This is a genomic window from Paenibacillus sp. Soil724D2 (assembly GCF_001427935.1).
Lineage (GTDB): Bacteria > Bacillota > Bacilli > Paenibacillales > NBRC-103111 > Paenibacillus_E.
On the sequence record NZ_LMRY01000035.1, the window covers coordinates 53249 to 76624 of the forward strand.

The 23376-nt window shown below is 45.5% G+C and carries 23 protein-coding genes and 1 other annotated feature; of the genes, 9 read left to right on the forward strand and 14 right to left on the reverse strand.

What is annotated here, in order from left to right:
* Positions 1–28: 28 nt before the first annotated feature.
* From ASG85_RS25660 to ilvB, 6 genes are all read right to left on the reverse strand, one after another.
* Entirely contained in the window at positions 29–319 is a 291-nt protein-coding gene (locus ASG85_RS25660) for a hypothetical protein (protein ID WP_057304661.1), read from the reverse strand.
* 177 nt (positions 320–496) lie between these two features.
* Complete coding sequence (locus ASG85_RS25665; RefSeq protein WP_060648137.1) at positions 497–1693, reverse strand: PLP-dependent aminotransferase family protein; 1197 nt, start codon at positions 1691–1693, stop codon at positions 497–499.
* Between the two features lie 96 nt (positions 1694–1789).
* Positions 1790–3337: a 2-isopropylmalate synthase gene (locus ASG85_RS25670; RefSeq protein WP_060648138.1), complete on the reverse strand. Its 1548-nt coding sequence runs from the start codon at positions 3335–3337 to the stop codon at positions 1790–1792.
* A gap of 323 nt (positions 3338–3660) precedes the next feature.
* Positions 3661–4653, reverse strand: a complete 993-nt coding sequence (ilvC, locus tag ASG85_RS25675; protein WP_047681140.1) for a ketol-acid reductoisomerase — start codon at positions 4651–4653, stop codon at positions 3661–3663.
* A 151-nt stretch (positions 4654–4804) separates the two neighbouring features.
* Positions 4805–5293 carry an acetolactate synthase small subunit gene (gene ilvN / locus ASG85_RS25680; RefSeq protein ID WP_057305082.1) on the reverse strand — a complete coding sequence of 163 codons (489 nt, stop codon included), beginning with the start codon at positions 5291–5293 and terminating at the stop codon, positions 4805–4807.
* Positions 5293–7038, reverse strand: coding sequence for a biosynthetic-type acetolactate synthase large subunit (ilvB, locus tag ASG85_RS25685; protein WP_060648126.1), 1746 nt, complete (start codon positions 7036–7038; stop codon positions 5293–5295). Before ilvB ends, ilvN begins: the two co-directional genes overlap by 1 nt.
* 485 nt (positions 7039–7523) lie before the next feature.
* On the opposite strand from ilvB, the gene ASG85_RS25690 reads away from it, so the two are divergent.
* The 3 genes from ASG85_RS25690 to ASG85_RS25700 are packed head-to-tail and all read left to right on the forward strand — an operon-like array spanning position 7524 to position 11434.
* Complete coding sequence (locus ASG85_RS25690; protein WP_060648127.1) at positions 7524–9050, forward strand: spore germination protein; 1527 nt, start codon at positions 7524–7526, stop codon at positions 9048–9050.
* A 24-nt stretch (positions 9051–9074) separates the two neighbouring features.
* Positions 9075–10310 (forward strand): Ger(x)C family spore germination protein, encoded by a 1236-nt coding sequence (locus ASG85_RS25695; RefSeq protein ID WP_060648128.1) that lies wholly within the window; start codon positions 9075–9077, stop codon positions 10308–10310.
* Between the two features lie 23 nt (positions 10311–10333).
* Entirely contained in the window at positions 10334–11434 is a 1101-nt protein-coding gene (locus tag ASG85_RS25700; protein ID WP_060648129.1) for a GerAB/ArcD/ProY family transporter, read from the forward strand.
* 64 nt (positions 11435–11498) lie between these two features.
* On the opposite strand, the gene rplT is transcribed toward ASG85_RS25700, so the two are convergent.
* The 5 genes from rplT to ASG85_RS25725 form a co-directional block, all read right to left on the reverse strand.
* Positions 11499–11858 carry a 50S ribosomal protein L20 gene (rplT, locus tag ASG85_RS25705; protein WP_028553998.1) on the reverse strand — a complete coding sequence of 120 codons (360 nt, stop codon included), beginning with the start codon at positions 11856–11858 and terminating at the stop codon, positions 11499–11501.
* Between the two features lie 40 nt (positions 11859–11898).
* Positions 11899–12102, reverse strand: a complete 204-nt coding sequence (gene rpmI / locus ASG85_RS25710) for a 50S ribosomal protein L35 (protein WP_029199203.1) — start codon at positions 12100–12102, stop codon at positions 11899–11901.
* 32 nt (positions 12103–12134) lie between these two features.
* Entirely contained in the window at positions 12135–12635 is a 501-nt protein-coding gene (gene infC / locus ASG85_RS25715; RefSeq protein ID WP_047681158.1) for a translation initiation factor IF-3, read from the reverse strand.
* A gap of 55 nt (positions 12636–12690) precedes the next feature.
* Positions 12691–12831: a sequence feature (ribosomal protein L20 leader region), on the reverse strand.
* Positions 12832–12861: 30 nt separating this feature from the next.
* Positions 12862–14097 (reverse strand): glycosyltransferase family 2 protein, encoded by a 1236-nt coding sequence (locus ASG85_RS25720; protein ID WP_057304656.1) that lies wholly within the window; start codon positions 14095–14097, stop codon positions 12862–12864.
* A gap of 354 nt (positions 14098–14451) precedes the next feature.
* The gene (locus tag ASG85_RS25725; protein WP_200961707.1) at positions 14452–15636 is read right to left on the reverse strand and encodes a glycosyltransferase family 4 protein; all 1185 of its coding nucleotides are present in this window, start codon (positions 15634–15636) and stop codon (positions 14452–14454) included.
* Between the two features lie 188 nt (positions 15637–15824).
* Here ASG85_RS25725 and ASG85_RS25730 point away from each other — a divergent pair, with 188 nt between their 5' ends.
* Both ASG85_RS25730 and ASG85_RS25735 read left to right on the forward strand, forming a co-directional pair.
* Entirely contained in the window at positions 15825–16352 is a 528-nt protein-coding gene (locus ASG85_RS25730; protein WP_057304655.1) for a phosphatase PAP2 family protein, read from the forward strand.
* A gap of 4 nt (positions 16353–16356) precedes the next feature.
* Positions 16357–17487 carry an MGDG synthase family glycosyltransferase gene (locus ASG85_RS25735; protein ID WP_057304654.1) on the forward strand — a complete coding sequence of 377 codons (1131 nt, stop codon included), beginning with the start codon at positions 16357–16359 and terminating at the stop codon, positions 17485–17487.
* Between the two features lie 164 nt (positions 17488–17651).
* Here the strand turns inward: ASG85_RS25735 and trmB are convergent, their stop codons facing one another.
* The 3 genes from trmB to ASG85_RS25750 form a co-directional block, all read right to left on the reverse strand.
* Positions 17652–18383 (reverse strand): tRNA (guanosine(46)-N7)-methyltransferase TrmB, encoded by a 732-nt coding sequence (trmB, locus tag ASG85_RS25740; RefSeq protein WP_060648131.1) that lies wholly within the window; start codon positions 18381–18383, stop codon positions 17652–17654.
* Between the two features lie 75 nt (positions 18384–18458).
* A complete protein-coding gene (locus ASG85_RS25745; RefSeq protein ID WP_057304652.1) occupies positions 18459–18659 on the reverse strand; it encodes a hypothetical protein in 201 nt (66 codons plus the stop codon).
* A gap of 133 nt (positions 18660–18792) precedes the next feature.
* A complete protein-coding gene (locus tag ASG85_RS25750; protein WP_060648132.1) occupies positions 18793–19296 on the reverse strand; it encodes a WGxxGxxG-CTERM domain-containing protein in 504 nt (167 codons plus the stop codon).
* 149 nt (positions 19297–19445) lie between these two features.
* Between ASG85_RS25750 and ASG85_RS25755 the strand changes: the two genes are divergently transcribed.
* The 4 genes from ASG85_RS25755 to ASG85_RS25770 all read left to right on the forward strand — a co-directional run bounded on the left by ASG85_RS25755 (position 19446) and on the right by ASG85_RS25770 (position 22786).
* Positions 19446–20411, forward strand: coding sequence for a TIGR01212 family radical SAM protein (locus tag ASG85_RS25755; RefSeq protein ID WP_060648133.1), 966 nt, complete (start codon positions 19446–19448; stop codon positions 20409–20411).
* Between the two features lie 135 nt (positions 20412–20546).
* On the forward strand, positions 20547–21134 hold the full coding sequence (locus tag ASG85_RS25760; protein ID WP_060648134.1) for a c-type cytochrome: 588 nt from the start codon (positions 20547–20549) through the stop codon (positions 21132–21134).
* A gap of 31 nt (positions 21135–21165) precedes the next feature.
* Positions 21166–21744 (forward strand): class I SAM-dependent methyltransferase, encoded by a 579-nt coding sequence (locus tag ASG85_RS25765; protein ID WP_060648135.1) that lies wholly within the window; start codon positions 21166–21168, stop codon positions 21742–21744.
* A gap of 76 nt (positions 21745–21820) precedes the next feature.
* The gene (locus ASG85_RS25770; RefSeq protein WP_060648136.1) at positions 21821–22786 is read left to right on the forward strand and encodes a type I phosphomannose isomerase catalytic subunit; all 966 of its coding nucleotides are present in this window, start codon (positions 21821–21823) and stop codon (positions 22784–22786) included.
* Positions 22787–23376: the final 590 nt, after the last annotated feature.

Below are 23376 nucleotides of genomic sequence, written 5' to 3' on the forward strand. Positions count from 1 at the left end.
CTTGCTGACTTGGCGGCTTTTTATGACCTTAGAGCTTTGAGATAACGATGGAAATAAGAATACCCGTAATGGATATCCAAAAGAGATAAGACTTTACGATTCTACCAACCAATGAATCTTGGAATTGAAAATGTTTCTTTTGATTATGTTCCATAGTCAAATCAGTGGCTGACCCGCTAGTGCCGCCCAAACCAGTCAAACTAGTAAATCCCTGACTCGATGCACCTTTTGCAATAAAAGTTACAATCAGCAATAATAAAGAACCCATGAACAAATAATTGGAAATCTGTATCCACATGAAGTCACCAATCCTTTCCATTGTCCTCCTTTTATCATAATTTGTAATATATTCCATGTCAATGATCCGCCAAATCCCTATAGAAGATACCTGGAGATAGGCAGCTCTTTGGATTCTGTATTTCCAATATGGATCACAAAAAAACACCCTCCTACTGATGGTCTTTGACGACCAATTCGCATGAGGGTGCGTTATCTTCTATGCATTTTGTAGATATGATTCCATAGCCTTAGCTAATTTCTGCATACCAAGAATTGTGTTCGCTCGATCCGTATGTGTGTAATTCAGGCGCATTGTGTTGTATTGTGGATTTTCGGCGTAAAAAGTGGATCCTGGTACAAACGCTACGCCTTCTTTTACCGCAATTTTCAGCAGATCTTCGGCACGAATATGCGTCGGCAGCTCCACCCAGATGAACATGCCGCCCTTCGGTTCTTCCCACTTCAGTCCAGGCCAGTTTAAATCTTTCAATAGGCCTGACATGAATTTCATTCGATCCAGATATTGCTCACGAATTAAGGAGATATGTGCGTCGAGATCAAAGTGCTCAAGCAAATGATACAGCGTTTGCTGATCAATTGTGCTGGAGTGTAGATCCGCAGATTGCTTAAAACGAGCAATTTGGCGAATAACGGTTTCATCGCCCATGACCCATCCTGTACGGAAGGCAGGCGCGACGGTTTTGGAGAATGTGCTGGTATAAACAACATTCCCGCCTTCGGCTTTCCCTCCCAAAGAGAAGATGGATGGGTATCTTTCGCTTTCGTCAAATTGGATTTCTCCATACGGATCATCTTCCAAAATAAGCACTTCCGCGCCGCGGCAAATATCCAGTAAGCCTTGACGACGTTCCAAGCTCCATGCACGGCCTGCCGGGTTAGAGAAGGTCGGAATGACATAAACCATCTTCGGATTGTGCTTCGCAATTTTGGCCGCTAGATCTTCAAGAATCATACCGTCATTATCGCTATCAACCGAATAAATCTTAGCGCCTTTGGCTTGAAATACTTGAATGGCCGCCAAATAGGTTGGGCTTTCAACAAGAATGACATCGCCTTCATCAATATAAACACGCGTAAGAAGATCAATCGCTTGCTGAGAACCCGTCGTCAGCAGCATCTCGTCAGGTGTTACTTGCATATTCTTAGCAGCCATTCGCTTGCATAAGGATTCACGAAGTGGCTTATACCCCTCGGTCAAACCATACTGCAGCGCTGACTTCCCGCCGCCAATCACTCTTTGAAACGCATCAGCAACCGCGTCCAAGGGAAAGAACTCTTCAGCAGGCAATCCGCCGGCAAAAGAAATAATCGAACTGCCTTGTGTCAGCTTGAGAATTTCTCTTACCGCCGAGGATGAGAAACCTTCAAGCGATTTAGAAAATCGATATTTCATAAATGGACGCATCCTTTCGCATTTGTAGAAAGCACCCCTCCTCGCTATGCTTGGAGGTGAGGTGCTTATCTGGGTGGTGCCGTGGACTCAAGGTTATTAAATCAACGTGACGTTGCTTCTGTTGCTTGTTGGGGTTTTGCGTTTATCAATGAGCCTGTTCACAGCGTCCAAATACGCTTTGGCGCTTGCTTCCAAAATATCCGTGGAAATACCGCGACCTTGAACGGCTACATCGTTCTGCTTAAGAACAACGTGAACCTCGCCTAATGCATCTTTCCCGTGGGATACGGATTTGATGGAGTAGTCATCCAGTTCGACGTCTTCCTTCGTTGCTTTATCAATCGCATTGTAAATCGCATCAACCGAGCCGTTACCGACCGCGCTTTCAGCCACTTCAGTACCGTCCTGGAAGCGAACATGTACCGTTGCTGTTGGTGTCATCTGGTTGCCATAAGCAACCTGAAGCGTGCCTAGCGCGAAAATTTCCGGCGTCTCGATCAATTTTTCTTCGATCAATGCGCGAATATCTTCGTCTTCAACCTGCTTCTTGCGATCTGCCAAATCTTTGAACTTGGCGAAAGCCGCGTTCACTTGCTCGTCTCCGAGGTCGTAGCCGAGATCAATTAGCTTCTCACGGAACGCGTGGCGTCCGGAGTGTTTACCCATTACGAGCTTACTTTCCTTGACCCCTATGGTTTCAGGGGAAATAATCTCGTAAGTCGTTTTCTCCTTGAGCATTCCATCCTGATGGATGCCGGACTCATGGGCGAACGCGTTAGCGCCGACGATCGCCTTATTGCCTGGCACCACCATGCCGGTCAGTTTGCTGACCAAACGGCTGGTGCGGTAGATCTCTTTCAGCACAAGCGATGTTTTCGCTTGGTAGAAATCCTGGCGCGTCTCGAGCGCCATCACAACTTCCTCGATCGAGGTGTTGCCCGCTCGCTCGCCGATGCCGTTAATGGTGCCTTCGATTTGATCGGCACCATTAAGTACTGCCGCTAGCGCATTAGCCGTCGCCATTCCGAGATCGTCATGGCAATGCGCGCTCAGTTGAATCTTCTCAATGCCTGGCACGGTCTCCTTCAGCATTTTGAAAATATTACCGTAGTCGTACGGAGTCATAAATCCGACTGTATCCGGAATATTCACCACGGAAGCGCCAGCACGAATAGCCATTGCTGTTACTTCTGCGATGAAATCCAGCTCTGTACGACCAGCATCTTCGAGTGAAAACTCGATTTTGCTGAAAAACTTTTTCGCATATTTAATCGCTGCTTCGGCTGTCTCCAGCACTTGGTGTTTCTCCATCTTCAGCTTATGCTGACGATGAATAGGAGACGTCGCTAGGAAAAGATGAATACACGGGTCCTGAGCGCCCTGTAGCGCTTCACGAACGGCCTCGATATCACTCTCCTTTGAGCGGGACAAGCCGATAACAGAGGCATTCCTGACGGCTCTCGCAACGGCATTCACACCAGCCAAGTCACCAGGTGATGCAGCCGGGAAACCAGCCTCCATACGATCAACGCCAAGCTTCTCAAGCTGCAGCGCGATCTCGACTTTCTCCTGCGTGTTCAGGTTCACACCTGGCGATTGCTCTCCGTCTCTAAGCGTTGTATCAAAGATGTAGATTTTGCGCACCATGTCACCTCCTAAAAGATTTCGATTGTTCTATTAACCATCGAAGCTGAAACCCCTGACCGTTCCGGTCTTCAGCATTTGCTTCCGATCACTTCTTGAAAACACGTCCCCTCATCCACTTAAACCAAAGGTTGGGACACGTTTTCAAAGGCGAACGCTACGCTTCTCCAGCAAACACTGAGCCCTCCACTGGGTTGTTCTTCGAAGGATTAAAAGGCACCTCGCCAATTTTTACTCGTCTTTATAGTATTCACAGGGAGTGATTGGGAAATTCTCCTCAATCACTCCCTGTGGAAGGTATTGCTATAAATAAGTACTTATGATTACTTTTTGATCCAGTGCATCATTTCGCGCAGTTCTTTACCAACCACTTCGATTGGGTGCTCTGCTTCATTGCGGCGAGTTGCGTTCATGAAAGCAAAGTTGGATTGGTTTTCTAAGATGAAGTCGCGAGCGAATTTACCTTGTTGAATATCAGTAAGAACAGCTTTCATTGCTTTTTTCGTTTCAGCTGTGATGATACGAGGTCCAGTTACATAGTCACCGTATTCAGCTGTGTTGGAGATGGAGCTGCGCATGGAAGCAAGTCCGCCTTCATACATCATATCAACGATCAATTTCAGCTCGTGTAGACACTCGAAGTAAGCCATTTCAGGTGCATAACCAGCTTCAACCAATGTTTCGAAACCTGCTTTAACCAGTTCAGAAGCACCACCACAAAGAACAGCTTGCTCACCGAACAAATCAGTTTCTGTTTCTTCACGGAAAGAAGTTTCGATAACGCCTGCACGTGTACAGCCGATACCTTTTGCATAAGCAAGACCGATTGCTTTTGCGTTGCCAGTAGCGTCTTTCTCGATTGCGATCAAGCCAGGAACGCCGAAGCCTTCAACATAAGTACGACGTACCATGTGACCTGGGGATTTAGGAGCTACTAAGAATACATCTGTACCTTCAGGAGCTACGATTTGTCCGAAATGGATGTTGAAACCATGGGAGAACATGATTGCTGCGCCTTTTTTCATGTTCGGTTGAATGGACTCACGGTAAACGCGAGCTTGTGTTTCATCCGGCATCAAGATTTGGATCACGTCAGCGCGTCTTGCTGCTTCTTCAACGGATACAACTTCGAAACCATCATTTTTTGCAGAGTTCCATGAACGACCTTCACGAAGTCCGATAATAACGTTCAATCCGCTGTCACGCAAGTTTTGTGCTTGTGCGTGCCCTTGGGAACCATAACCAACAACTGCAATCGTTTTACCTTTAAGTACCGCTAAGTCTGCATCTTTTTCATAGTAAGTAGTAACTGCCATTCGAATAAATCCTCCTTTGATATGATGAATCCGTATTGTCTACCCCTTGAGTGGGTGTTTCAACGATTTACCCTTTTCAAGCGCTAAAGAGTACACCGCTGAAAGCCCCACTCAAGGAGGCTTTACCTCTTTACCCAAACTGCTTTATGTCTTATTTAACTGAACCGCGAATCATCGCTGTGACTCCCGTGCGGGAAAGCTCACGGATGCCATAAGGACGAAGTAATTCGACCATAGCATCTATTTTATCTGAATCTCCAACAACTTGCACGATAATTGAGGCTGGCCCAATATCTACCACCGCTGCGCGGAATGTCTCTACAATACCGAGTATTTCCGGACGCATAATCGGTTCTGCATTTACTTTAATGAGTGCCAGTTCTCTGGCAACCATTGGGTTCGAGCTTAGGTCGATGACTTTAATGACGTCAATCAACTTGTACAATTGCTTGGAAATTTGCTCAAGCGTGTTGTCGTCCCCTGTGGTGACAATAACCATTCGGGAAAGTCCGAGTTCTTCGGACTCCCCTACGGTGATGCTTTCAATGTTAAAGCCTCTGCGTCCGAACAAACCGGATACACGCTGCAGGACACCAGGCTGATTGTTTACGAGTACGGAAACTGTATGTTTAGTTGTCATCATTCCGAATCCCCCATTAACATGTCACTAATTGTATCGCCTGCTTTAACCATCGGGAAGACATTCTCTCCTTTTGGCACGACGAAATCAATAACGACAGGACCCGGTGTATCGAGTGCTTCCTGCCATGCTCTTCTTGCTTCTTCCTTCGTCGTGGCACGCAAGCCTTTTACGCCGTAAGCTTCTGCCAGTTTCACGAAATCAGGGCTGCCAGCCAGGTCAATATGGCTATAGCGGTTATCATAAATGATCTCCTGCCATTGACGAACCATGCCCAGCACTTGGTTGTTAATAATAACAACCTTCACCGGAATGTTGTTAATCGCACAGATCGCAAGCTCTTGCGCACACATTTGAACGCCGCCGTCGCCATTAATGGATACAACGAGTTTATCCGGGTTCCCCATTTGAGCACCAATCGCTGATGGGAATCCGAAGCCCATCGTGCCAAGACCACCGGATGTGACCAAGGAGCGCGGGTTTTTGAAACGATAGAATTGAGCTGCCCACATCTGATGCTGTCCAACGTCTGTCGTTATGATCGCTTCGCCTTTCGTCGTCTCACTAATCATTTCGATAACGTATTGCGGCTTCAATTCCGTCTCGGTATTGCCATATTTCAGCGGGAACTTCTCTTTACTTTCCTGAAGCTCAGCAATCCACGCTCCGCTCTTCGCAGGCTTTGCTTTGGTATTCGCATATTCCAGAACAGCTTTCACGTCGCCAACACATGGGATATCCGTCTTCACGTTCTTGCCAATTTCCGCAGGATCAACGTCAATGTGAGCGATTTTCTTCACTTTTGGAGCAAAACCGTTCAAATTCATCGTCACGCGGTCATCGAATCGGGAACCGATAGAAATCAAGAGATCCGCATTCTGAATGGCTGTGTTCGCTGTAAACGTCCCGTGCATACCGGGCATTCCGAGCCATAGCTCATGTCCGCTTGGGAAGCCGCTTAATCCGAGCAAGGTCGTTGCAACCGGAATCTGTGTTTTATTAACGAACTCGATTAATTCTTTGGATGCGTCTGCGTATACAACACCGCCGCCTGCAATAATGACCGGATGTTCTGCTTCTTCGATCGCTTTAATCAGCTTATCCACTTGCAGTTTATTCGGTTGCACCGTTGGGTTATAACCGCGGATGCTTACATCCGTTACGGGTTTAAATATCGTTTTATTAGCGGAGACATCCTTTGGTATGTCAATGAGAACCGGACCTTTACGACCTGAGTTCGCTATATGGAACGCTTCATGAATGATGCGCGGTAGATCGTTTACGTCTCTAACCAAGTAGCTATGTTTGGTAATAGGCATCGTAATACCTGTAATATCTGCCTCTTGGAAAGCATCCGTACCAATGAAGTTTGTTGCTACGTTCCCTGTGATGACGACGAGCGGAACGGAATCCATGTAAGCTGTAGCTATTCCTGTGACGAGGTTCGTTGCCCCCGGTCCGGAAGTTGCGATACATACGCCAACTTTACCTGTGGAACGTGCATATCCATCAGCTGCGTGAATGGCTCCTTGCTCATGTCTAGTCAATAAGTGGTTAAAATCATCAAAACCATGCATTGCATCGTAGATGTACAAAACAGCGCCGCCCGGATATCCAAAGACGCAGTCCACACCCTCCAGCAATAAGCTTCTCAGCAGAATTTCGGAGCCTGTAATCAGGTCCGGCTTCGTAAGCTTCTCAATCAATTCTTCTTTTGACTTTTTTGGTTCAGTTTGAACATTCATTGTGATCCTCCTCTCAAAAAGTAAGTCCATGTCATTCTGCGAGCTTTCTTAGACAATAAGAAAAACCCCTATTCATCCCATACACGCACGTAACGTGTAAAACGGGACGAATATATTATTCAGCTGGCAGGCGAGACGCCTTCGCATATTATTATTCCGGCGATCCACAAAAATCGCTATCAGATCGCCTTCCGATTTCCCCTATTGCTTGCAGCAATGCCGCAGATTTCAGGAAAACAGCTCCGAGGTGACTTCGTACGTAAGGGATTAAGGCGATGGTTTCAGCAAGTCCAACGCTCTCTGCGCATAAGTGCCCTTATTACTTCTTCCTCTTCATAGCCGATTCGTTAGTGTAGATCACCATATATAATATGATTTAGAGATTATTATATGCATCCCCTGAAGAATAGTCAATAGTCAAACTGAATAAAACAAAATCAGGTGAGAGAAGATAATACCAATCTAGGAAAATTAGGGGGCTACTGATGAAATCGTCCCTGCCAATCCCATTCCCGCTTTCAACAGACCTGCAAGAGAATATTGAACGGATCCTGAAAAGGCTTGGGACAAGTTCTGATGTCATCATTCGCCGTATGGATGTTGGTATCTTTCCCGATACTAATGCGATTGCTCTGGTATACATAGAGGGTCTCGTTAAATCGGAAGCGGTTAATGATCATATTGTTAAGCCCCTTCTAACCTCTCAAGAAACCGAGTTTTACTGGAACCAAGAAATCTGTTTTCATGACTTATTGAGACAAGCTTTAACCATAAGTAATTTGACCGCCACAATTGAGGGCGTAGACCTCTTGGCAGCTCTCTTGGACGGTAACACTGCCATTATTGCTGACGGCTACAATGAAGCATTAATCGCCGGTACAGCAGGATGGGACAAGCGTGCCATAGAGGAACCTCAAACACAAACCGTCGTAAGAGGTCCGAAAGAAAGCTTCACAGAAGACTTGCGAACGAATACCTCCCTGCTGCGGAGGAAAATTAAATCCCCCGATCTTCGGTTTATTAGCCTGCGATTAGGTCGGTATACGCAAACTGAAATCGTTATCACCTATTTGGATGGCATTGCTGAAGATCATGTCGTTCAAGAAGTCAAGAATCGCCTAGACAGGATTGACGTCGACAGCATCCTTGAGAGCGGGTACATTGAAGAATTCATCGAAGATAGAACCTATACCCCGTTCCCTACCATTATGAACTCAGAGAGGCCAGATGCCGTAGCAGCCAGCCTTTTGGAAGGGCAAGTTGCCATTATCGTCGATGGAACTCCTTTCGTCCTGCTTGCTCCAGTAACCTTTTTTAGATTTCTACAATCGAGTGAAGATTACTATCAACGTTTTGATATTGCTACTTTCGTCCGCTTTATTCGCTATATCTCTTTTTTTGTTTCCATGCTGCTCCCATCCTGCTATATCGCCGTCACAACCTTTCATCAAGAGATGCTGCCGACAACCTTGCTAATCAGCCTAGCTGCACAGCGGGAAGGCGTCCCTTTCCCCGCTATTGTGGAAGCTTTCCTGATGGAAATTACGTTCGAGGTTCTTCGGGAGGCTGGCATACGAATGCCTCGTGTCATTGGTTCAGCCATATCCATCGTTGGTGCACTCGTATTGGGGCAAGCTGCTGTGCAAGCTGGTCTTGTTTCGGCAGCTATGGTCATTGTCGTTTCCTTCACGGCCATCTCCAATTTCGTTACACCAGCGTTAAACATGGGGATAGCTGCCCGATTAATCCGATTCATCCTTATGCTGCTAGCTGGTACATTTGGCTTGTTCGGGATCATGGCGGGATGCATGGCCATCTTGATTCATTTGGCCTCTCTCCTTTCTTTCGGAGTCCCTTATCTAAGTCCTGTTGCCCCTCTTGCTCTACCCAAATTTAGAGATATTCTCATCCGAGTTCCTTGGGCGAAAATGGCTGGTCGCCCCTTAAGCAAAAACTACACCAGACAAGCACCGAACATGAAGAAGTCTCCACCCAAGAAAGATAATCCCTGATATGCCATTAAGGAGGTTCTATGAATGGGAGTAAGCTTCCTTCACGGTTGGCTTCGATTACTAACAAGCATCTTCTTATGCCTACTGCTATCTGGGTGCTGGGATCGAGTCGAGTTAAATCAACTCGGAATCACATCGGCAACAGCCATCGATTGGAACGGGAAAGACTGGACTGTTTCTTACCAGATTGTCATTCCTCAGACGATTTCAAGTCAAAGCATGGGTGGAAATGCCAGCCAGCAAGCACCCGTCATCGTATTCTCTACGAGTGGTGATTCCATTCGAGGTGCGATTCAAAAATCAAGCTTGGAAATGCCGCGTGCTCTGTTTTTTGCCCATAATCGAATTGTTGTCGTTGGTGAAGAAGCGGCTAAGCATGGCATTTCTCAACTTATGGACACCTATTTGCGCAATGCGGAATCTCGAGAGACTGTCAGCCTATTCGTAACTAGAGGGGAAGGAAGAAGAATTCTGGAGCAGGTTGCGCCCCTTGAGAAGCTGCCTGGAGCCGCCGTTCGCAATATGATTCACAATGAAGACAAAAACGGTTCTAATTTTAATCAAGTCATGGTTCACAATGTCATGATGGGGATGACGAGTGACTCTTCCTATACTTTGATTCCTGAAGTGATCATTTCTGGGACCGGTATTAGGCCTGACTCTTCTATTGCTGAATTAAAAAAAACAACCTCTGCAAACAAATTAAAATTGGGTAGACTTGGTATTTTTAAACAGGATAAGCTCGTTGGCTGGTTTACATCCGATGTAGGATACGGAACTAATTGGATCCGGGATACGATTAATAAGACCGTTTTGTATATTGGCTGTTCCAAAGGAAGTAAAGATAATAAATCGGCGATTCAAATCACCAAGGCGACAAGCAAATTGAAGCCGATTCTTGCAAATAACGGACAATGGGTAATGAAAGTGGAAGTACATGCTGCTGGTGTTCTTGTCGAGAATGGCTGTAAAGAGGACCTCACAAAGCGAGAGGGCGTTAAAGCCACGGAGGACATTGCGAATGAGAAAGTTACGAACTTAATGACCAAAGCATTTCAATCTGCTATCGAGAAAAATGTGGATGTATTTGGTTTCGCAGATGTGATTCACAGAAAATACCCTAAGGTTTGGAAGAAAATTAAGAACGACTGGGAACAACAATTCCCTACCATCCAATTAGAACCCAGTGTTCATATTAACATTGACCGAATTGGAATGAGTGGTAAGCCTTTTAATCAACTGCTGCATGATCACGAATAGTAAGTTATGGAAGGGGGCTTGCTATGGAGCGCATTAGCAGTTACCAACTGGCCGTCACAATCATTCTTTTCGAAATAGGAAGTACACCCTTATTTGCATTAGGCAGCGGCGCTAAGCAGGATTCTTGGCTTGCCATGCTATTCGCCGCCGCAGCGGGTTTGCTTTTATTATTCATGTTTTTGTACATACAACGAATAGCACCAGAAGAGTGTCTGATCGGGCTCTTAAAACTGTGTTTCGGGAACAAAATAGGAACTGTGATCGGGGGATGCTTTGCCCTTTATTTTGCCTATGAATCCATGAGAAACCTTCGAGATTTTGGAGAGATAACGAATTTAACATTGCTGAGCTCAACACCCCAATATGTGACTATGCTTATTATTGCATTACTTGCTACTTACGCGGTTGCTATGGGTATCGAAACATTTTCCAGAGTGAATGAGGCCCTGTTGCCACTCATTTCCCTTAGTTACGGAGCGTTGATATTATTGATTTTGATTTCTGGAATCCTCCACAAAGACAACCTATTACCTATTCTTGATAATGGACTTCGTCCCGTAATCAAAGCTGCGTTCCCGGATATTTTATCGTTTCCATTTGGACAAATGGTGCTTTTTTTCATGATATGGCACCTGATGTCTGAAAAGCAAAAGATTAAGCGAATCAGTATACTCTCTTATCTCAGCGTTGCCGCTTTTTTAATTCTAATGAATATATTAAACCTGATGGTGCTTGGGACAACTATTGTCGCAAATAGTACCTTGCCTTTTTTGCAGGCCGTTCAGTTAATACAGGTTGGTGATATTTTGGAGCGACTGGACGTTATGGTCACTTTGCTTTTATTTCTGGGTTTATTTGTGAAAATGACCGCTTTCTACTGGGGAGCCGTTTATGCATGTACCCAATTATCGCGTTCAACAAGTAGACGCCTGTGGGTTTTCTATGTGGGTTTTATTATTTTTATCACATCGTTTATAGAACCGAACTATACCTATCACGTGTGGCTTGGCTTGAATGTTAGTGTAAAGTTTTTCCCTGTTTTTCAAGTCGTTATTCCACTGTTGATGTTCTTGGCTGTACTGTTTCGTAAACATCGTCGAGCAGAAACACGATCCAACGTTTAAACCTCGTCCATTTCATGCAAAAAGAAGCCTGCTCCCTAAAGGGAACAGGCTTCTAAGAACGCAATTACGCGTTTACTTTTGCTTTTGCAGCTGTTGCCAAATCGTTGAACGCTTTGGAATCATTCACAGCTAGATCAGCCAAGATTTTGCGGTTTACTTCGATACCAGCCAATTTCAGGCCGTGCATCAATTTGCTGTAGCTAAGGCCGTTTTGACGAGCGCCTGCATTGATACGTGTAATCCACAGTCTGCGGAAGTTACGTTTCGTTTGACGACGGTCACGGTAAGCATACACTAAAGATTTCATTACTTGTTCTTTAGCTGTTTTAAATAAGCGATGTTTGGAACCGAAATAGCCTTTTGCTAGTTTCAAAATTTTCTTACGACGGTGAGCGCGAATAAATCCGCCCTTGACTCTTGCCATTGTTAACTACCTCCTGGGATGTATAAATAATGTTCGAATATTAACCTTTAATGTTAGAAAGTTGTTGTTTCAGACGACGTACATCGCCTGGAGCCATAACTGGGTTTGTTGCAAGAACACGTTTAGTACGTGAAGATTTACCGGAAAGCAAGTGGTTTTTACCTTGTTTGTATCTCATCACTTTGCCTGTGCCAGTAATTTTGAAACGGCCTTTCAAGCTGCTGTGTGTTTTCATTTTCGGCATGGTGTTTTGTTCCTCCTAATTTAGTATAACGCCTAGGTAGTGACTTTCGGCGTTAAGATCATGATCATGCTTCTTCCCTCAAGCTTAGGAGCACGCTCCTGTGAGGAAATGTCAGCTGTTTCAGTAGCTAAACGTTCAAGCACTCTACGGCCAATCTCCGAGTGCGCTATTTCACGACCACGGAACCTGACGCTGGCTTTGACTTTATCGCCTTCGCCAAGAAACTTAACGGCATTGCGAAGCTTCGTTTGAAAGTCGTGCTCATCGATTGTCGCGCTTAAGCGAATTTCTTTGATATCCACGATTTTCTGGTTCTTGCGAGCTTCTTTTTCTTTCTTCTGTGTTTCATAACGGAATTTACCGTAATCCATAATGCGGCATACTGGCGGCTTAGCCGTCGGTGCCACATTTACCAAATCCAAATTCGCGTCAAGTGCGATTTGAAGAGCTTCGCGAATCGGCGTGATGCCGAGTTGTTCTCCGTCCGCCCCAATCAGGCGTACTTCCTTCACACGAATCTCGTCATTAATCATATGGTCTTTGCTAATAGTATTCCACCTCCAAAAAGTATGTAACGCTCTCTCTAACAATATAAAAAAGATGCGGGCGCAGTGGCCCACATCTTCATCAATAACAGGTTCATGCAAACCTATTGTACATTCATGACGATTCATTCAAACCAGCCAACGGTGTCGGTCAGGTGAGAAGCGGGCGCTTCTGCTTTTACTTGAAATATAATATCATCTCATTCAGAGAAAGTCAACTCACTTGTTTACTTTTCATTTCGTCTAGACGAATCACACGTGTATGCTCCGTATGGCTCCATTGTTTGTTGTTTTGCGTGAAGAACGCATAGAACGTAATTGGCCACCATGAAAGCATAAACACTGGATAAAGAATTAAATATTTATATACTTTGCCAGGTGCCTTCTCAACTAACATGGAAATAGGCAGCAGCACATAAATCGCTATGCTGACGGTGTTAAAGAAAATAGGATTGATATCGGCAAGCATAGGTGTGTCTGACCAACCCGGAGTCACCGATTTAATCCAAAGCAGCACAGAGATAATCGCACCGAAAAAGAAATTATATACGTTAGCGGAGTAGATAGCCGCGTCAATCTTCGTCCAGCTGCCCTCTTTGATACCTTGCCACAATAGGGGGAAGAAATAACGCTTGGCCACATCAAAATGTCCTTGCATCCAGCGCAAACGCTGTTTGGCAGATACTTTAAACGTTAGCGGCTTCTCATCATAAACAATCGCCTCATAGTTGTAGGTCGGCCTGATACCGAGCTTAATGCAGCGCATGGAGAACTCAAGATCCTCAACAAGGCTGGTAGCACCCCATCCAATCTGTTTAAGCAGCTTGGACTCAAAGCACATTCCTGTGCCGCCCAAGTAGTTAGCAAGCCCTAAGTTTGTGCGGGGCATTTGCCAGAAGCGGTTTGCAAAGTAGTACGAGATTGCGTAGGAACCAGTAACCCAGGAATCGGTAGGGTTCTTACTGTCTAAGTAAGCTTGAATAACTCTGGAACCGGAGCAAAGATCATTGTTCATATGGATCAAGTAATCAGGGCTTGAAAGATTGTCTGCATCAAACATGACAATAGCGTCATACTGACGCTCCCGCTTCCAAAGCACCTTCAGCATCCATTCGATCGCGTAACCTTTCCCTCTCAGGTTCGGGTTATGGCGCTCCATGGCATGAACACCATGACTGCGTGCAATATCCGCTGTATTGTCTGTACAGTTATCACAAATTACGAAGATGTCATAAAGCTCTTTGGGGTAATCCAAAGCCTTCAGATTCTCGATCAATGCACCAACGACCTGCTCTTCATTATGAGCCGCGACTAATACAGCAAACGATTTCTGTGGAGCGAATTTCTGTTTGTTTTTAGGACGGTACCATCCGAAAAAAGTTAAAAACAACTGATATGCACCGACCAAAGCCAAGCCAATTTGAAAGGTAAGCATAATATTGTCAAGCATGAAGCAAAGTCCCCCTTTTTTGTTTATGCACACAAGCTATCTTTTTATACGCGTATGCGCAGTTTTATGTACAGGTGAATTAATCGTTCTTGATTTTCCTCTCTTTCCATCCATTTGTCAAAGTCTACAATGACGAAAATAAGCCAATTCTCTGAGATTTGGGCGGAACGCGCACAGACTATGCAGCATGTGCTTGAAATCAGATCGTTAATGTCCTGTTTTCAACGTTTTTCATTTTATTGTGTACCAAAAGTTCACCATTTAGACGAACACGATCAAGCTGCCCCCATGTGATACGGGGTTTATTATAATTCACCTGAGCTCTTCCTGACAACTTTTGCGTGGCTGCCCCTGTTAACGGATCATACGGTTTGCATGCATGTGGGACTGATTGGCAGATGTCCTATAGACTACTTCTTCATAGCTGGTCAACAATTGATTAAATATGTGATCCCAAGATTGACGCAGGGCAAACTCCCTGCCTGCAATGGCCAGTCTGTGCCGAGTCTCCTTGGATTCATACAATCTTACGATGGCTTGTGTGAAAGCAGCTACGTCGCCAGAAGGACAGAGTAAACCCGTCACTTCATGCTCAATAGTATCTTGTACCCCGCCTGCAGCAGCTCCAATCACCGTTGTCCCAGAAGCCATTGATTCCAGAACGACATTGCCGAAAGTCTCTGTCGCCGAAGGAAAAAGAAACACATCTGCAGACGCATAGAGTTCAGCTAGCTGTGTCCCCTGAACGAAACCGGTAAAAGTAACTCCCGATGCCCCTCCATAACATTCGCGCAGCACTTCGGCAGACGGTCCGTCACCAGCAATAATGAGATGACAATCATCTCTGATCGCAGCTGGCAGTGCAGTAAAACTATCTAGTGCGACCTCTACACTCTTCTCAGGGGCTAAACGCCCGACATAAAGCATAACGAACTTCGCAGGATCTACACCATATGTCCCGAGTACTGACTTTCGGTCGACAATCGGCTGGAAACGTTCCGCATCGACACCGCGGCTCCAAATCTCTAAATGACTTAACCCTTTGGCATGCAAATGCTGCAAGGTAGACTTAGAAGGCACATACACCTTCTGACAGCTTTGGTGAAACCATTGCATGTATTTCCAGAGCGTAGGCTCCACCCAAGGTATTTTATAATGACTTAAGTATTGGTCGAAGTGAGTATGGTAGGACGCAACTATTGGCGTTTTGTGTTTGCGAGCATGGTGCAAGCCAAAAAGTCCCAAATTGAAAGGGGTTGCACAATGAATAATCGTAGGCTGAAAGGCATGGAGGGATTTGCGTACATTGAGGGGATTTGGGATAGCTAATCGACATTCTGGATACAATAAAAAGGGAATACTGTAAAAACGTTCTACACGGAACGGATCGTTGTCACCCTCTGTCATACTAGTAGGAGCAAACACTTTGCAAGCCACATCTTTGGATTCCAAAAATCGCGTCCACCTGCCAAGTGTCTTGGCAACTCCATTTACATCTGGCAGGAATGTATCTGTAAATAAGGCAACTCTCAACCTCATCAGCCCCTTTAACATTTACCTTCAATTCCCTCATTTCACATCATGCTAGCACAGGATTGTTATCGGGAGATCAGAGGAGCGTTAAATTGAATTTCTTAAAATTTATTACTGCGTTAATCTTCCTTTAATAAATGTCCTTTACAATAGACTTATGAAAGTAACGCAAGCAGCGAAGGAGGCTACTACTCATGAGCAGGGTCGTCCACTGGCTTCAGCATCATGAAACACGCGTATTCCACTTTGTGAATCAACGTATCCAGCACTTCTTCCTTGATCATTTATTTAATAAAATCACACACTTAGGCGGGGCCACAGCCTCCATTGCGATATCCTTATGCTTTGCATTGTTCGGGCAAGGCCCACTGCGTACAGCAGGTATTCAAGCTCTCCTTGCCTTAACCATCAGTCACATTCCAGTTGCTATTATTAAAAAGAAATACCCAAGACTTAGACCTTACCTGGTACACCCTCAAACTATTACTTATAAAAACCCGCTGACGGATCATTCCTTTCCTTCCGGGCATACAACCGCTATCTTCTCAATCATTTTCCCTTTTGTTACAGCCGTACCTGCACTTGGCCTTATTCTCATACCGCTCGCATTAATCGTTGGTCTATCACGTATCTACCTAGGGCTGCACTATCCTTCCGATTGTATCGTTGGATGTTTAATCGGAACGACGGCTTCTCTAGTGACAGTAGCATTCTGGGGGTAAACGAATGGATGTCTTGCATGGTAAAAAACGGGTTCTCATTCTTTCTGAAGGCTTCGGAGCCGGACATACGCAAGCGGCTTATGCACTTGCCGTAAGCTTAGAGCAGCGTTGCTCGACCATTGAGACACGTGTTTTGGAATTAGGTTCATTCCTTCACCCAACAATAGCACCATGGATTATTCATGCTTACAAAAAGACGCTAACCGCTCAGCCCAAGCTTTACGGTCGATTGTACCGCTCTCAATATAAAAAATCGCTAAACCGTTTGACGCAATTGGCCTTGCATCGCATTTTTTATGCACAGACAGCGGCGATTATCCAGCAGTGGGCTCCCCAAGCTATTGTCTGCACACATCCTTTTCCCAGTGTTGTGGTATCTAGACTGAAAAGAGCTGGCTTAGACATCCCGCTATGCACGGTCATTACGGACTACGATGTCCATGGGACTTGGGTCAGTAGAGAAGTTAATAAATATATGGTTTCGACAGAAGACGTCAAAAATAAACTGCTGGGCCGCGGTATCACGGCAGCTCAAGTCGAAATCACAGGAATTCCCGTTCATCCAAGCTTTCGAGTTGCCCACGATAAAGCGAAGATTCGACAGCAATTCCAGCTGGCATCACTGCCTACCGTACTAGTTATGGGCGGCGGCTGGGGATTAATCGGAGGCGATTCGCTCAGTGAGCACCTAATAACTTGGAGAGATCGGATCCAATTCATATTTTGCTTAGGCAATAATAAGAAAGCTCTGGCCAAGCTGGCGATGGACGCCCGCTATCAGCATCCCAATATTCATTTACTTGGATTTACCCAAGAAATTGGCAAGCTAATGGAAGCTTCCGATCTGCTCGTTACGAAGCCTGGGGGTATGACCTGCTCAGAAGGGCTTGCAAAGTCGATCCCCATGCTGTTCTATGATCCGATACCGGGTCAGGAAGAAGAGAATGTCCACTATTTTACCCAGCTTGGCTTTGGTGAACCGATCCGATCTGCAGATACGATTGCGAACTGGTTATCGATGTTGGCTAGCCGGTACACGGATGTAGAGGCTAAGCGCGTTTCTAATTATCATAAAAAGAAAATGTATCTTCCCTCAGCTGATTGTTCAGAGGTCATTATGCAATTACTTGGGTGATTCGCGTGCAAGGATAAACGACTCCGCCGTCCTTTTGGGACGAGCGCGTTTGTCAAAGTAGATGCGAAGCAAAAGTATAAAACTTATACTTTCTTATCTACTAAAAAAAGCTAATCTCCTACCGCAATTTATGCAGTGGAAGATTAGCCTTTGTGTGTATAAACTTATTCTGATTTAGCTTTGTTCAGCTGCTCTAGATGAGAAGCAAGGACATTTTCACCAATAACTACTTCACAGCGATGAATGTTCATCCCTTGTCCGGCGAACTTCGTTTCGTATTCGGTCATCACATGGTCAGGATGAATCCCATCCACATGCAGGTTTAATGAAATATTTCGCATTCTCAATCCCATATCTGCAAAAGAATTGAGCGAGAATTCGAACAACGATTGCGAATCAGTTTTCAAGTGAATTTCGCCGTTCGCATTTAATATTTGCTGATATTTCTGAACAAAGCCCGGATGTGTTAAACGTCTACGCGCATGCTTTTTCTTTGGCCATGGATCACTGAAATTCAAATAAACCCGCTCTAACTCACCTTCCGCAAAAGCTTCTTCAATATGTTCGATATTGAAAAGCATGAGCTTCAAATTCGGAATGTTTAGCACAGAGTCCGTCTCTTCATCCGTCTTGATTTCATGAGCATTCTTCGCTTTTTCACTTGCTTTGCGAATCAACTCGTCATACATATCAACACCAATGAAATTAATGTTCGGATATTTCTTACTCATCTCACTAATGAAGCGCCCTTTACCCATTCCAAGCTCGGCATGAATCGGGTTGTTGTTACCAAATAACTCGGCCCATTTGCCTTTATATTCCTTGGCATTCAAAACAACGAGTTCCTTCTGACGTTCTATATCTTCTCGAATTCCTTTTCTTCCCCGTAAACGCATCTACTTTTTGCCTCCTACACGTACAAGCTATCGAATACAAATCATAGACGATTCGAGGAAAAAAATCAAAGGGAATTACACTTCAAGGGCATGATAATCAATGGTATTCGATGTGGCTGGAAACAGCTTTTGATCCAAGGACCGCAGAACTTTTCGTCTTGCATCCTTCGATATGCTCGGGTCTGCTGCGAATTTCACGCCACTGCTTAAAGCGAATGCTTCTTTAATGGTCAACTCGACAGATATCGTATCGGTAGCTAGGGACATCTGAACCAACTCATTCACCTTCTTTCCTTTTGCCTCATTAATGATAGCTTTCGTTAGGATGATGTTCTTTATGAATGGCAGATCATTCTAGTGGTAAAGAAAAACGCCCTCCAATTGGAAGGCGCATTTGGATAACAGCTATTTATCTAGCTTCATCTCTTCGTTTGTCTTTACCTCTAAGTCCTGTTAAGCCTAATAGACCTAATAGACCGAGCCATCCCCAATTTGTACGATTGCCGTCTGTTGTAGTCGCGTAAGTCCGGTAAGATGATGTATCGTAATTTCCAGTGTGTGTACCCCGAGTAGTCATTCGGTCCATCATATTGTTACCATATCCACTGATGTGACCCGTAACACCAGTACCTGTTCCCGTTCCGGAATAGGACCCTGTTCCAGTGCCGTATCCCGTATAGGGGGTAGCTGTTCCAGTTGTTCCAGTTGTTCCCGTTGTTCCGGTTGTACCCATACCTGTCGTAGCATCATAATTACTTCCTGTATATCCCGATGTTGTCGTAGTTCCTGTCCCCATAGTTCCTGGCGTAGCACTTGACGTTGTCCCCGATGTGTTAGCAAGTGCACCAGTTGCCCCAAAACTTAATGCAGTTGTCAATGCTACCGCCAAAGTAATTGTACGAAACTTTTTCACTTGTTCAAAACCCCTTTCGGCATGTAATAGTTATGCAAAGTTATCATGCTCCGTATCGCTCTCTTTTAACGGGGAACTTCTTGGAAAGGCAGGGGTCGCTTTCATGCTTCAATTTCGCTACAATAGGTTGGAAAGAAAGGAGCAACCATATGTCTATAATTACTCAGGAGTCGCCTCAATTATGGGGGGACAAACGTTTCCATACATGGAATTATGAAATGCGTGAAGCTTTCGGAGGGAAGGTTTTTAAAGTCATGCTGGATGCAGGTTTTACTTGTCCCAATCGGGATGGCAATATCGCAACCGGTGGCTGTACATTTTGCAGTGCGCGGGGGTCAGGTGATTTCGCCGGGAGCCGCCGCGATGATCTGGTTACCCAATTTAATAAGATTCGTGATCTCCAGCATCTGAAGTGGCCTGAAGCCAAATACATCGGTTACTTTCAGGCCTATACGAATACGTATGCACCCGTTGAGGAGCTGCGGGAATATTATGAAGTTATTTTAAAACAGCCAGGTGTTGTAGGTTTATCCATTGCGACCAGACCGGATTGTTTACCAGATGATGTGATTGAATATTTGGCTGAATTGAATGAACGTACGTATCTATGGGTCGAAATGGGCCTTCAAACCGTACACGAATCAACCTCTGAAATCATCAATCGTGCTCACGACACACAATGCTATTTGGACGCGGTCGCTAAGCTTCGAAAGCATAATATTCGCACCTGTGCACACATTATTTATGGATTGCCTGGGGAGACCCACGAAATGATGTTGGACACGGGACGAGCAGTCGCACAAATGGATGTTCAGGGCATTAAAATCCATTTACTTCATCTAATGCGTAAAACACCTATGGTGAAACAATACGAAGCTGGCTTGCTTCAGTTCCTGGAAAAAGACGAGTATGTGAAGCTGATCGTCGATACACTCGAATTTCTCCCACCGGAAATGATTGTCCACCGCCTTACTGGAGATGCTCCCCGCGATTTACTGATTGGTCCCATGTGGAGCCTCAAAAAGTGGGAAGTGTTGAATGCCTTTGATAGCCTTCTGAAAGAAAGAAATACTTGGCAGGGTAAACTTTGGAAGGGTAAGGCCAACCAAGGTTAAATGGAACGAAACGAAAATAAAAACATATAAAACCTATAAACATATATACACATAAACATATAAACACATAAAACCAAAATAGATTATTATCCGTTTCCTTTATATAGGTAGAATGACTAAAGGAGATGGATAATCATGATGATGAAACGGGCTCAAACAGCCATTGTTGGGATGATGCTAGTTGTCGCTGGATGTGGAGGAGAGCCGGCCACACCAGTGAGTACGGTGGCGCCGTCAACGACACCGACGGCGGTAGTTAGTGCGTCGCCGGTTGCTGCAGCGACGGTAACACCGGCAGCCGCTACGGTGCAGCCGGCGGCAAGGAGCACTCCGCAGCCGAGCGCAGCGGCGACAGCGAAGCCAACAGCTGCTGCGGCAACGCCAGCACTGAAAGAGGCCGCTACGGCGAAGCCGGCGCCAACTGCAACGCCAGCGCCTGCCAGCGCGGCGCCATCCCCATCCCCATCCGCTAAGCCTGCGGATGGTGGCACCAGCACCGCAGCCCAAGCGCAGGTGCTGTATAAAGACAACTGCATGTCCTGCCACGGGGCGGGGCTTGCAGGCGACTTCGGACCGAACCTGACGAAGGTCGGCTCACGCAAAACCAAGGATGAGATCGTTGCGCAGATCCTTGGAGGTAAAGGCGATATGCCACCTTTCAAAAGCGCTTTGAAATCCGAGGAAATCGAAGTGCTGGCCGCATGGCTAGCAGACAAAAAATGATCGTATAAGCAGCATGGAGGGCTTTCATCGCATGGGTTTTGTTTCGGTACTAAGTTATGCTCATCAATTAATTAATCAGCGGGCACAGCCGGGCGATACAGTTGTCGACGCAACTCTTGGCAACGGCGTGGATGCCTTGTTCTTAGCGAAGCTGGTAGGCGCCCGCGGCAGCGTGTACGGCTTCGATATCCAGCAGCAAGCGCTGGATCAAACAAAGATGCGTCTGGAGAAAGAACTTCCAGACGCATCTTCTTGTGTGCATATGAGCCTATGCAGCCATGCGCTCATGGAGGCGGCTGTGCCGCAGGACCGCCATGGCAAGGTCGCCGCGGTCACATTCAATCTCGGCTACCTGCCCGGCGCCGATCCGGCAACCATTACGAAACAGGAATCCACGATCCCTGCTCTCGAGGCTGCCCTCCGCCTGCTCCGCAAAGGCGGTATCGTGACCATCGTGCTCTACAGCGGACACGATGGAGGATCGGAAGAAGCTGCGGCCGTCGAAAGCTGGGCCCAGCGCCTTCCGCTCGCAGCCTTTCAGGTGCTGCGTTACCAATTTATGAATACCAGCCCGCATGCTCCCTATCTCTTAGCTCTAGAAAAAAGATAGACGCATGATATAATGCTAGAGAATGCATTAGTTTAATTTTTGTAGGAGAAATTAGAGAAGAAAGTAGGGATAGTTAGTGAAATCATACCCGCTTCAATTTCAACCTGAAATGAAAGAACGTGTCTGGGGTGGAAGAGCCCTAGAAAAGTTTGGTTTTCAGCTTCCAGAAGGCGCTATTGGCGAAGGCTGGATGATTGGCGATCACCCGAATGGAACGACGAAGGTGATTAATGGCGAATTAGCAGGCCTTGGTCTCGACGAAATTCGCGAGAAATACGGCAAAACGTTATTCGGCACGAAAGGATTCTCCGAAAAAAACGGCCGTTTCCCACTACTCATTAAGTTATTGGATTGCGAAGACGACCTTTCCGTACAAGTACATCCGAATGATCATTACAAGAATTTGGCTGCCGGCGAGCTCGGCAAAACAGAGATGTGGTACATCCTTGATGCTAAGCCCGGCGCCAAAATTATATACGGCATGCAAGAAGGCGTTACACGTGAAAGCTTAGCTCAAGCAATTGCAGAGAACCGCATTTTGGATTGCTTACAGGAAGTGCCTGTTGAAGCCGGTGATTCCTTTTACATCCCAGCAGGAACGGTCCATGCTCTTGGCGCTGGTGTCCTAGTTGCCGAGATTCAACAAAATTCCGATACGACCTATCGTTTATACGATTATAATCGTCCCGGACTGGATGGAAAGCCTCGTGATCTTCATATTGCAGATTCGCTCAACGTTATCGCTTACGAAGGCTCCGGCTCCACTCGCATGAAAACGGATTTGAATGAAGCTGGCACTTGGTTAACGCTTGCCGAGTCTCCTTTCTTCACCGTGGAAAAAGGCCTTGTAGGACCGAAATGGGAGCTAAGCACTTCTCCTGAAAGCTTCGTCATCCTCGTTATTGCAGACGGTAACGGAACCCTTCAGTGGGCAGATGGCAGCATCTCCACGAAGCCAGGAGACTGCTTCCTGCTTCCTGCCGATCTTGGCAGTTATGCGCTAGAAGGCAGCATGACGGTTATTCGCAGCTACTTGCCTTAATAGTACTTTGTGCAATAAATCCCTCTTACTCAGAGGTAATGTACCTTTGGCATTGGCTTTTATTTTACTATGGCTTTAATTTGCCTTTGTTCTAATTTTTCTTTGACTTTACTCTAACTCTGCTCTGGCTTGCTTTGACTTTGCTTTGATTTTCTCTGGCTTGCTTTGACTTTGCTTTGATTTGCTCGACTTTGTTATCACTTTGTTATGACTTTTCCATGACTTTTCTCAGATTTGCTCTGACTTTGCCTTATCCTTGGCCCTTATCCTTACCCTTACCCTTTCCCTTACCCTTTCCCTTACCCTTTAAGTTTTGATTGTTGTATAAAATACAACAATTGTAGCTTAAAAAGTGATTAGGAGTAGAGAGTGCTGTAAAAAGTACAACAATTTCTCTTAAATAAGCTACTTTCTGTGAAAATCAGTCGAAAATGTTGTACAAAATGCAACTTTACTGCGATTTTATCGGTTTAGGATGGAAATTGTTGTATGATGCTCCTAGGCCCCCTAAATAAACTGGAGTCCTCCTTTCAAATAAATTAAACTTATTTACAAAGGGGATGATCCGGAATGGGAAAAAGATTAGGAGA

Coding starts and splice junctions, on each gene's coding strand:
- ASG85_RS25660 (WP_057304661.1), bottom strand. CDS start 319: ATGGAAAGGATTGGTGACTTCATGTGGATACAGATTTCCAATTATTTG.
- ASG85_RS25665 (WP_060648137.1), bottom strand. CDS start 1,693: ATGAAATATCGATTTTCTAAATCGCTTGAAGGTTTCTCATCCTCGGCG.
- ilvC (WP_047681140.1), bottom strand. CDS start 4,653: ATGGCAGTTACTACTTACTATGAAAAAGATGCAGACTTAGCGGTACTT.
- ilvN (WP_057305082.1), bottom strand. CDS start 5,293: ATGACAACTAAACATACAGTTTCCGTACTCGTAAACAATCAGCCTGGT.
- ilvB (WP_060648126.1), bottom strand. CDS start 7,038: ATGAATGTTCAAACTGAACCAAAAAAGTCAAAAGAAGAATTGATTGAG.
- ASG85_RS25690 (WP_060648127.1), top strand. CDS start 7,524: ATGAAATCGTCCCTGCCAATCCCATTCCCGCTTTCAACAGACCTGCAA.
- ASG85_RS25695 (WP_060648128.1), top strand. CDS start 9,075: ATGGGAGTAAGCTTCCTTCACGGTTGGCTTCGATTACTAACAAGCATC.
- ASG85_RS25700 (WP_060648129.1), top strand. CDS start 10,334: ATGGAGCGCATTAGCAGTTACCAACTGGCCGTCACAATCATTCTTTTC.
- rplT (WP_028553998.1), bottom strand. CDS start 11,858: ATGGCAAGAGTCAAGGGCGGATTTATTCGCGCTCACCGTCGTAAGAAA.
- rpmI (WP_029199203.1), bottom strand. CDS start 12,102: ATGCCGAAAATGAAAACACACAGCAGCTTGAAAGGCCGTTTCAAAATT.
- infC (WP_047681158.1), bottom strand. CDS start 12,635: ATGATTAATGACGAGATTCGTGTGAAGGAAGTACGCCTGATTGGGGCG.
- ASG85_RS25720 (WP_057304656.1), bottom strand. CDS start 14,097: ATGCTTGACAATATTATGCTTACCTTTCAAATTGGCTTGGCTTTGGTC.
- ASG85_RS25725 (WP_200961707.1), bottom strand. CDS start 15,636: ATGAGGTTGAGAGTTGCCTTATTTACAGATACATTCCTGCCAGATGTA.
- ASG85_RS25730 (WP_057304655.1), top strand. CDS start 15,825: ATGAGCAGGGTCGTCCACTGGCTTCAGCATCATGAAACACGCGTATTC.
- ASG85_RS25735 (WP_057304654.1), top strand. CDS start 16,357: ATGGATGTCTTGCATGGTAAAAAACGGGTTCTCATTCTTTCTGAAGGC.
- trmB (WP_060648131.1), bottom strand. CDS start 18,383: ATGCGTTTACGGGGAAGAAAAGGAATTCGAGAAGATATAGAACGTCAG.
- ASG85_RS25755 (WP_060648133.1), top strand. CDS start 19,446: ATGTCTATAATTACTCAGGAGTCGCCTCAATTATGGGGGGACAAACGT.
- ASG85_RS25760 (WP_060648134.1), top strand. CDS start 20,547: ATGATGATGAAACGGGCTCAAACAGCCATTGTTGGGATGATGCTAGTT.
- ASG85_RS25765 (WP_060648135.1), top strand. CDS start 21,166: ATGGGTTTTGTTTCGGTACTAAGTTATGCTCATCAATTAATTAATCAG.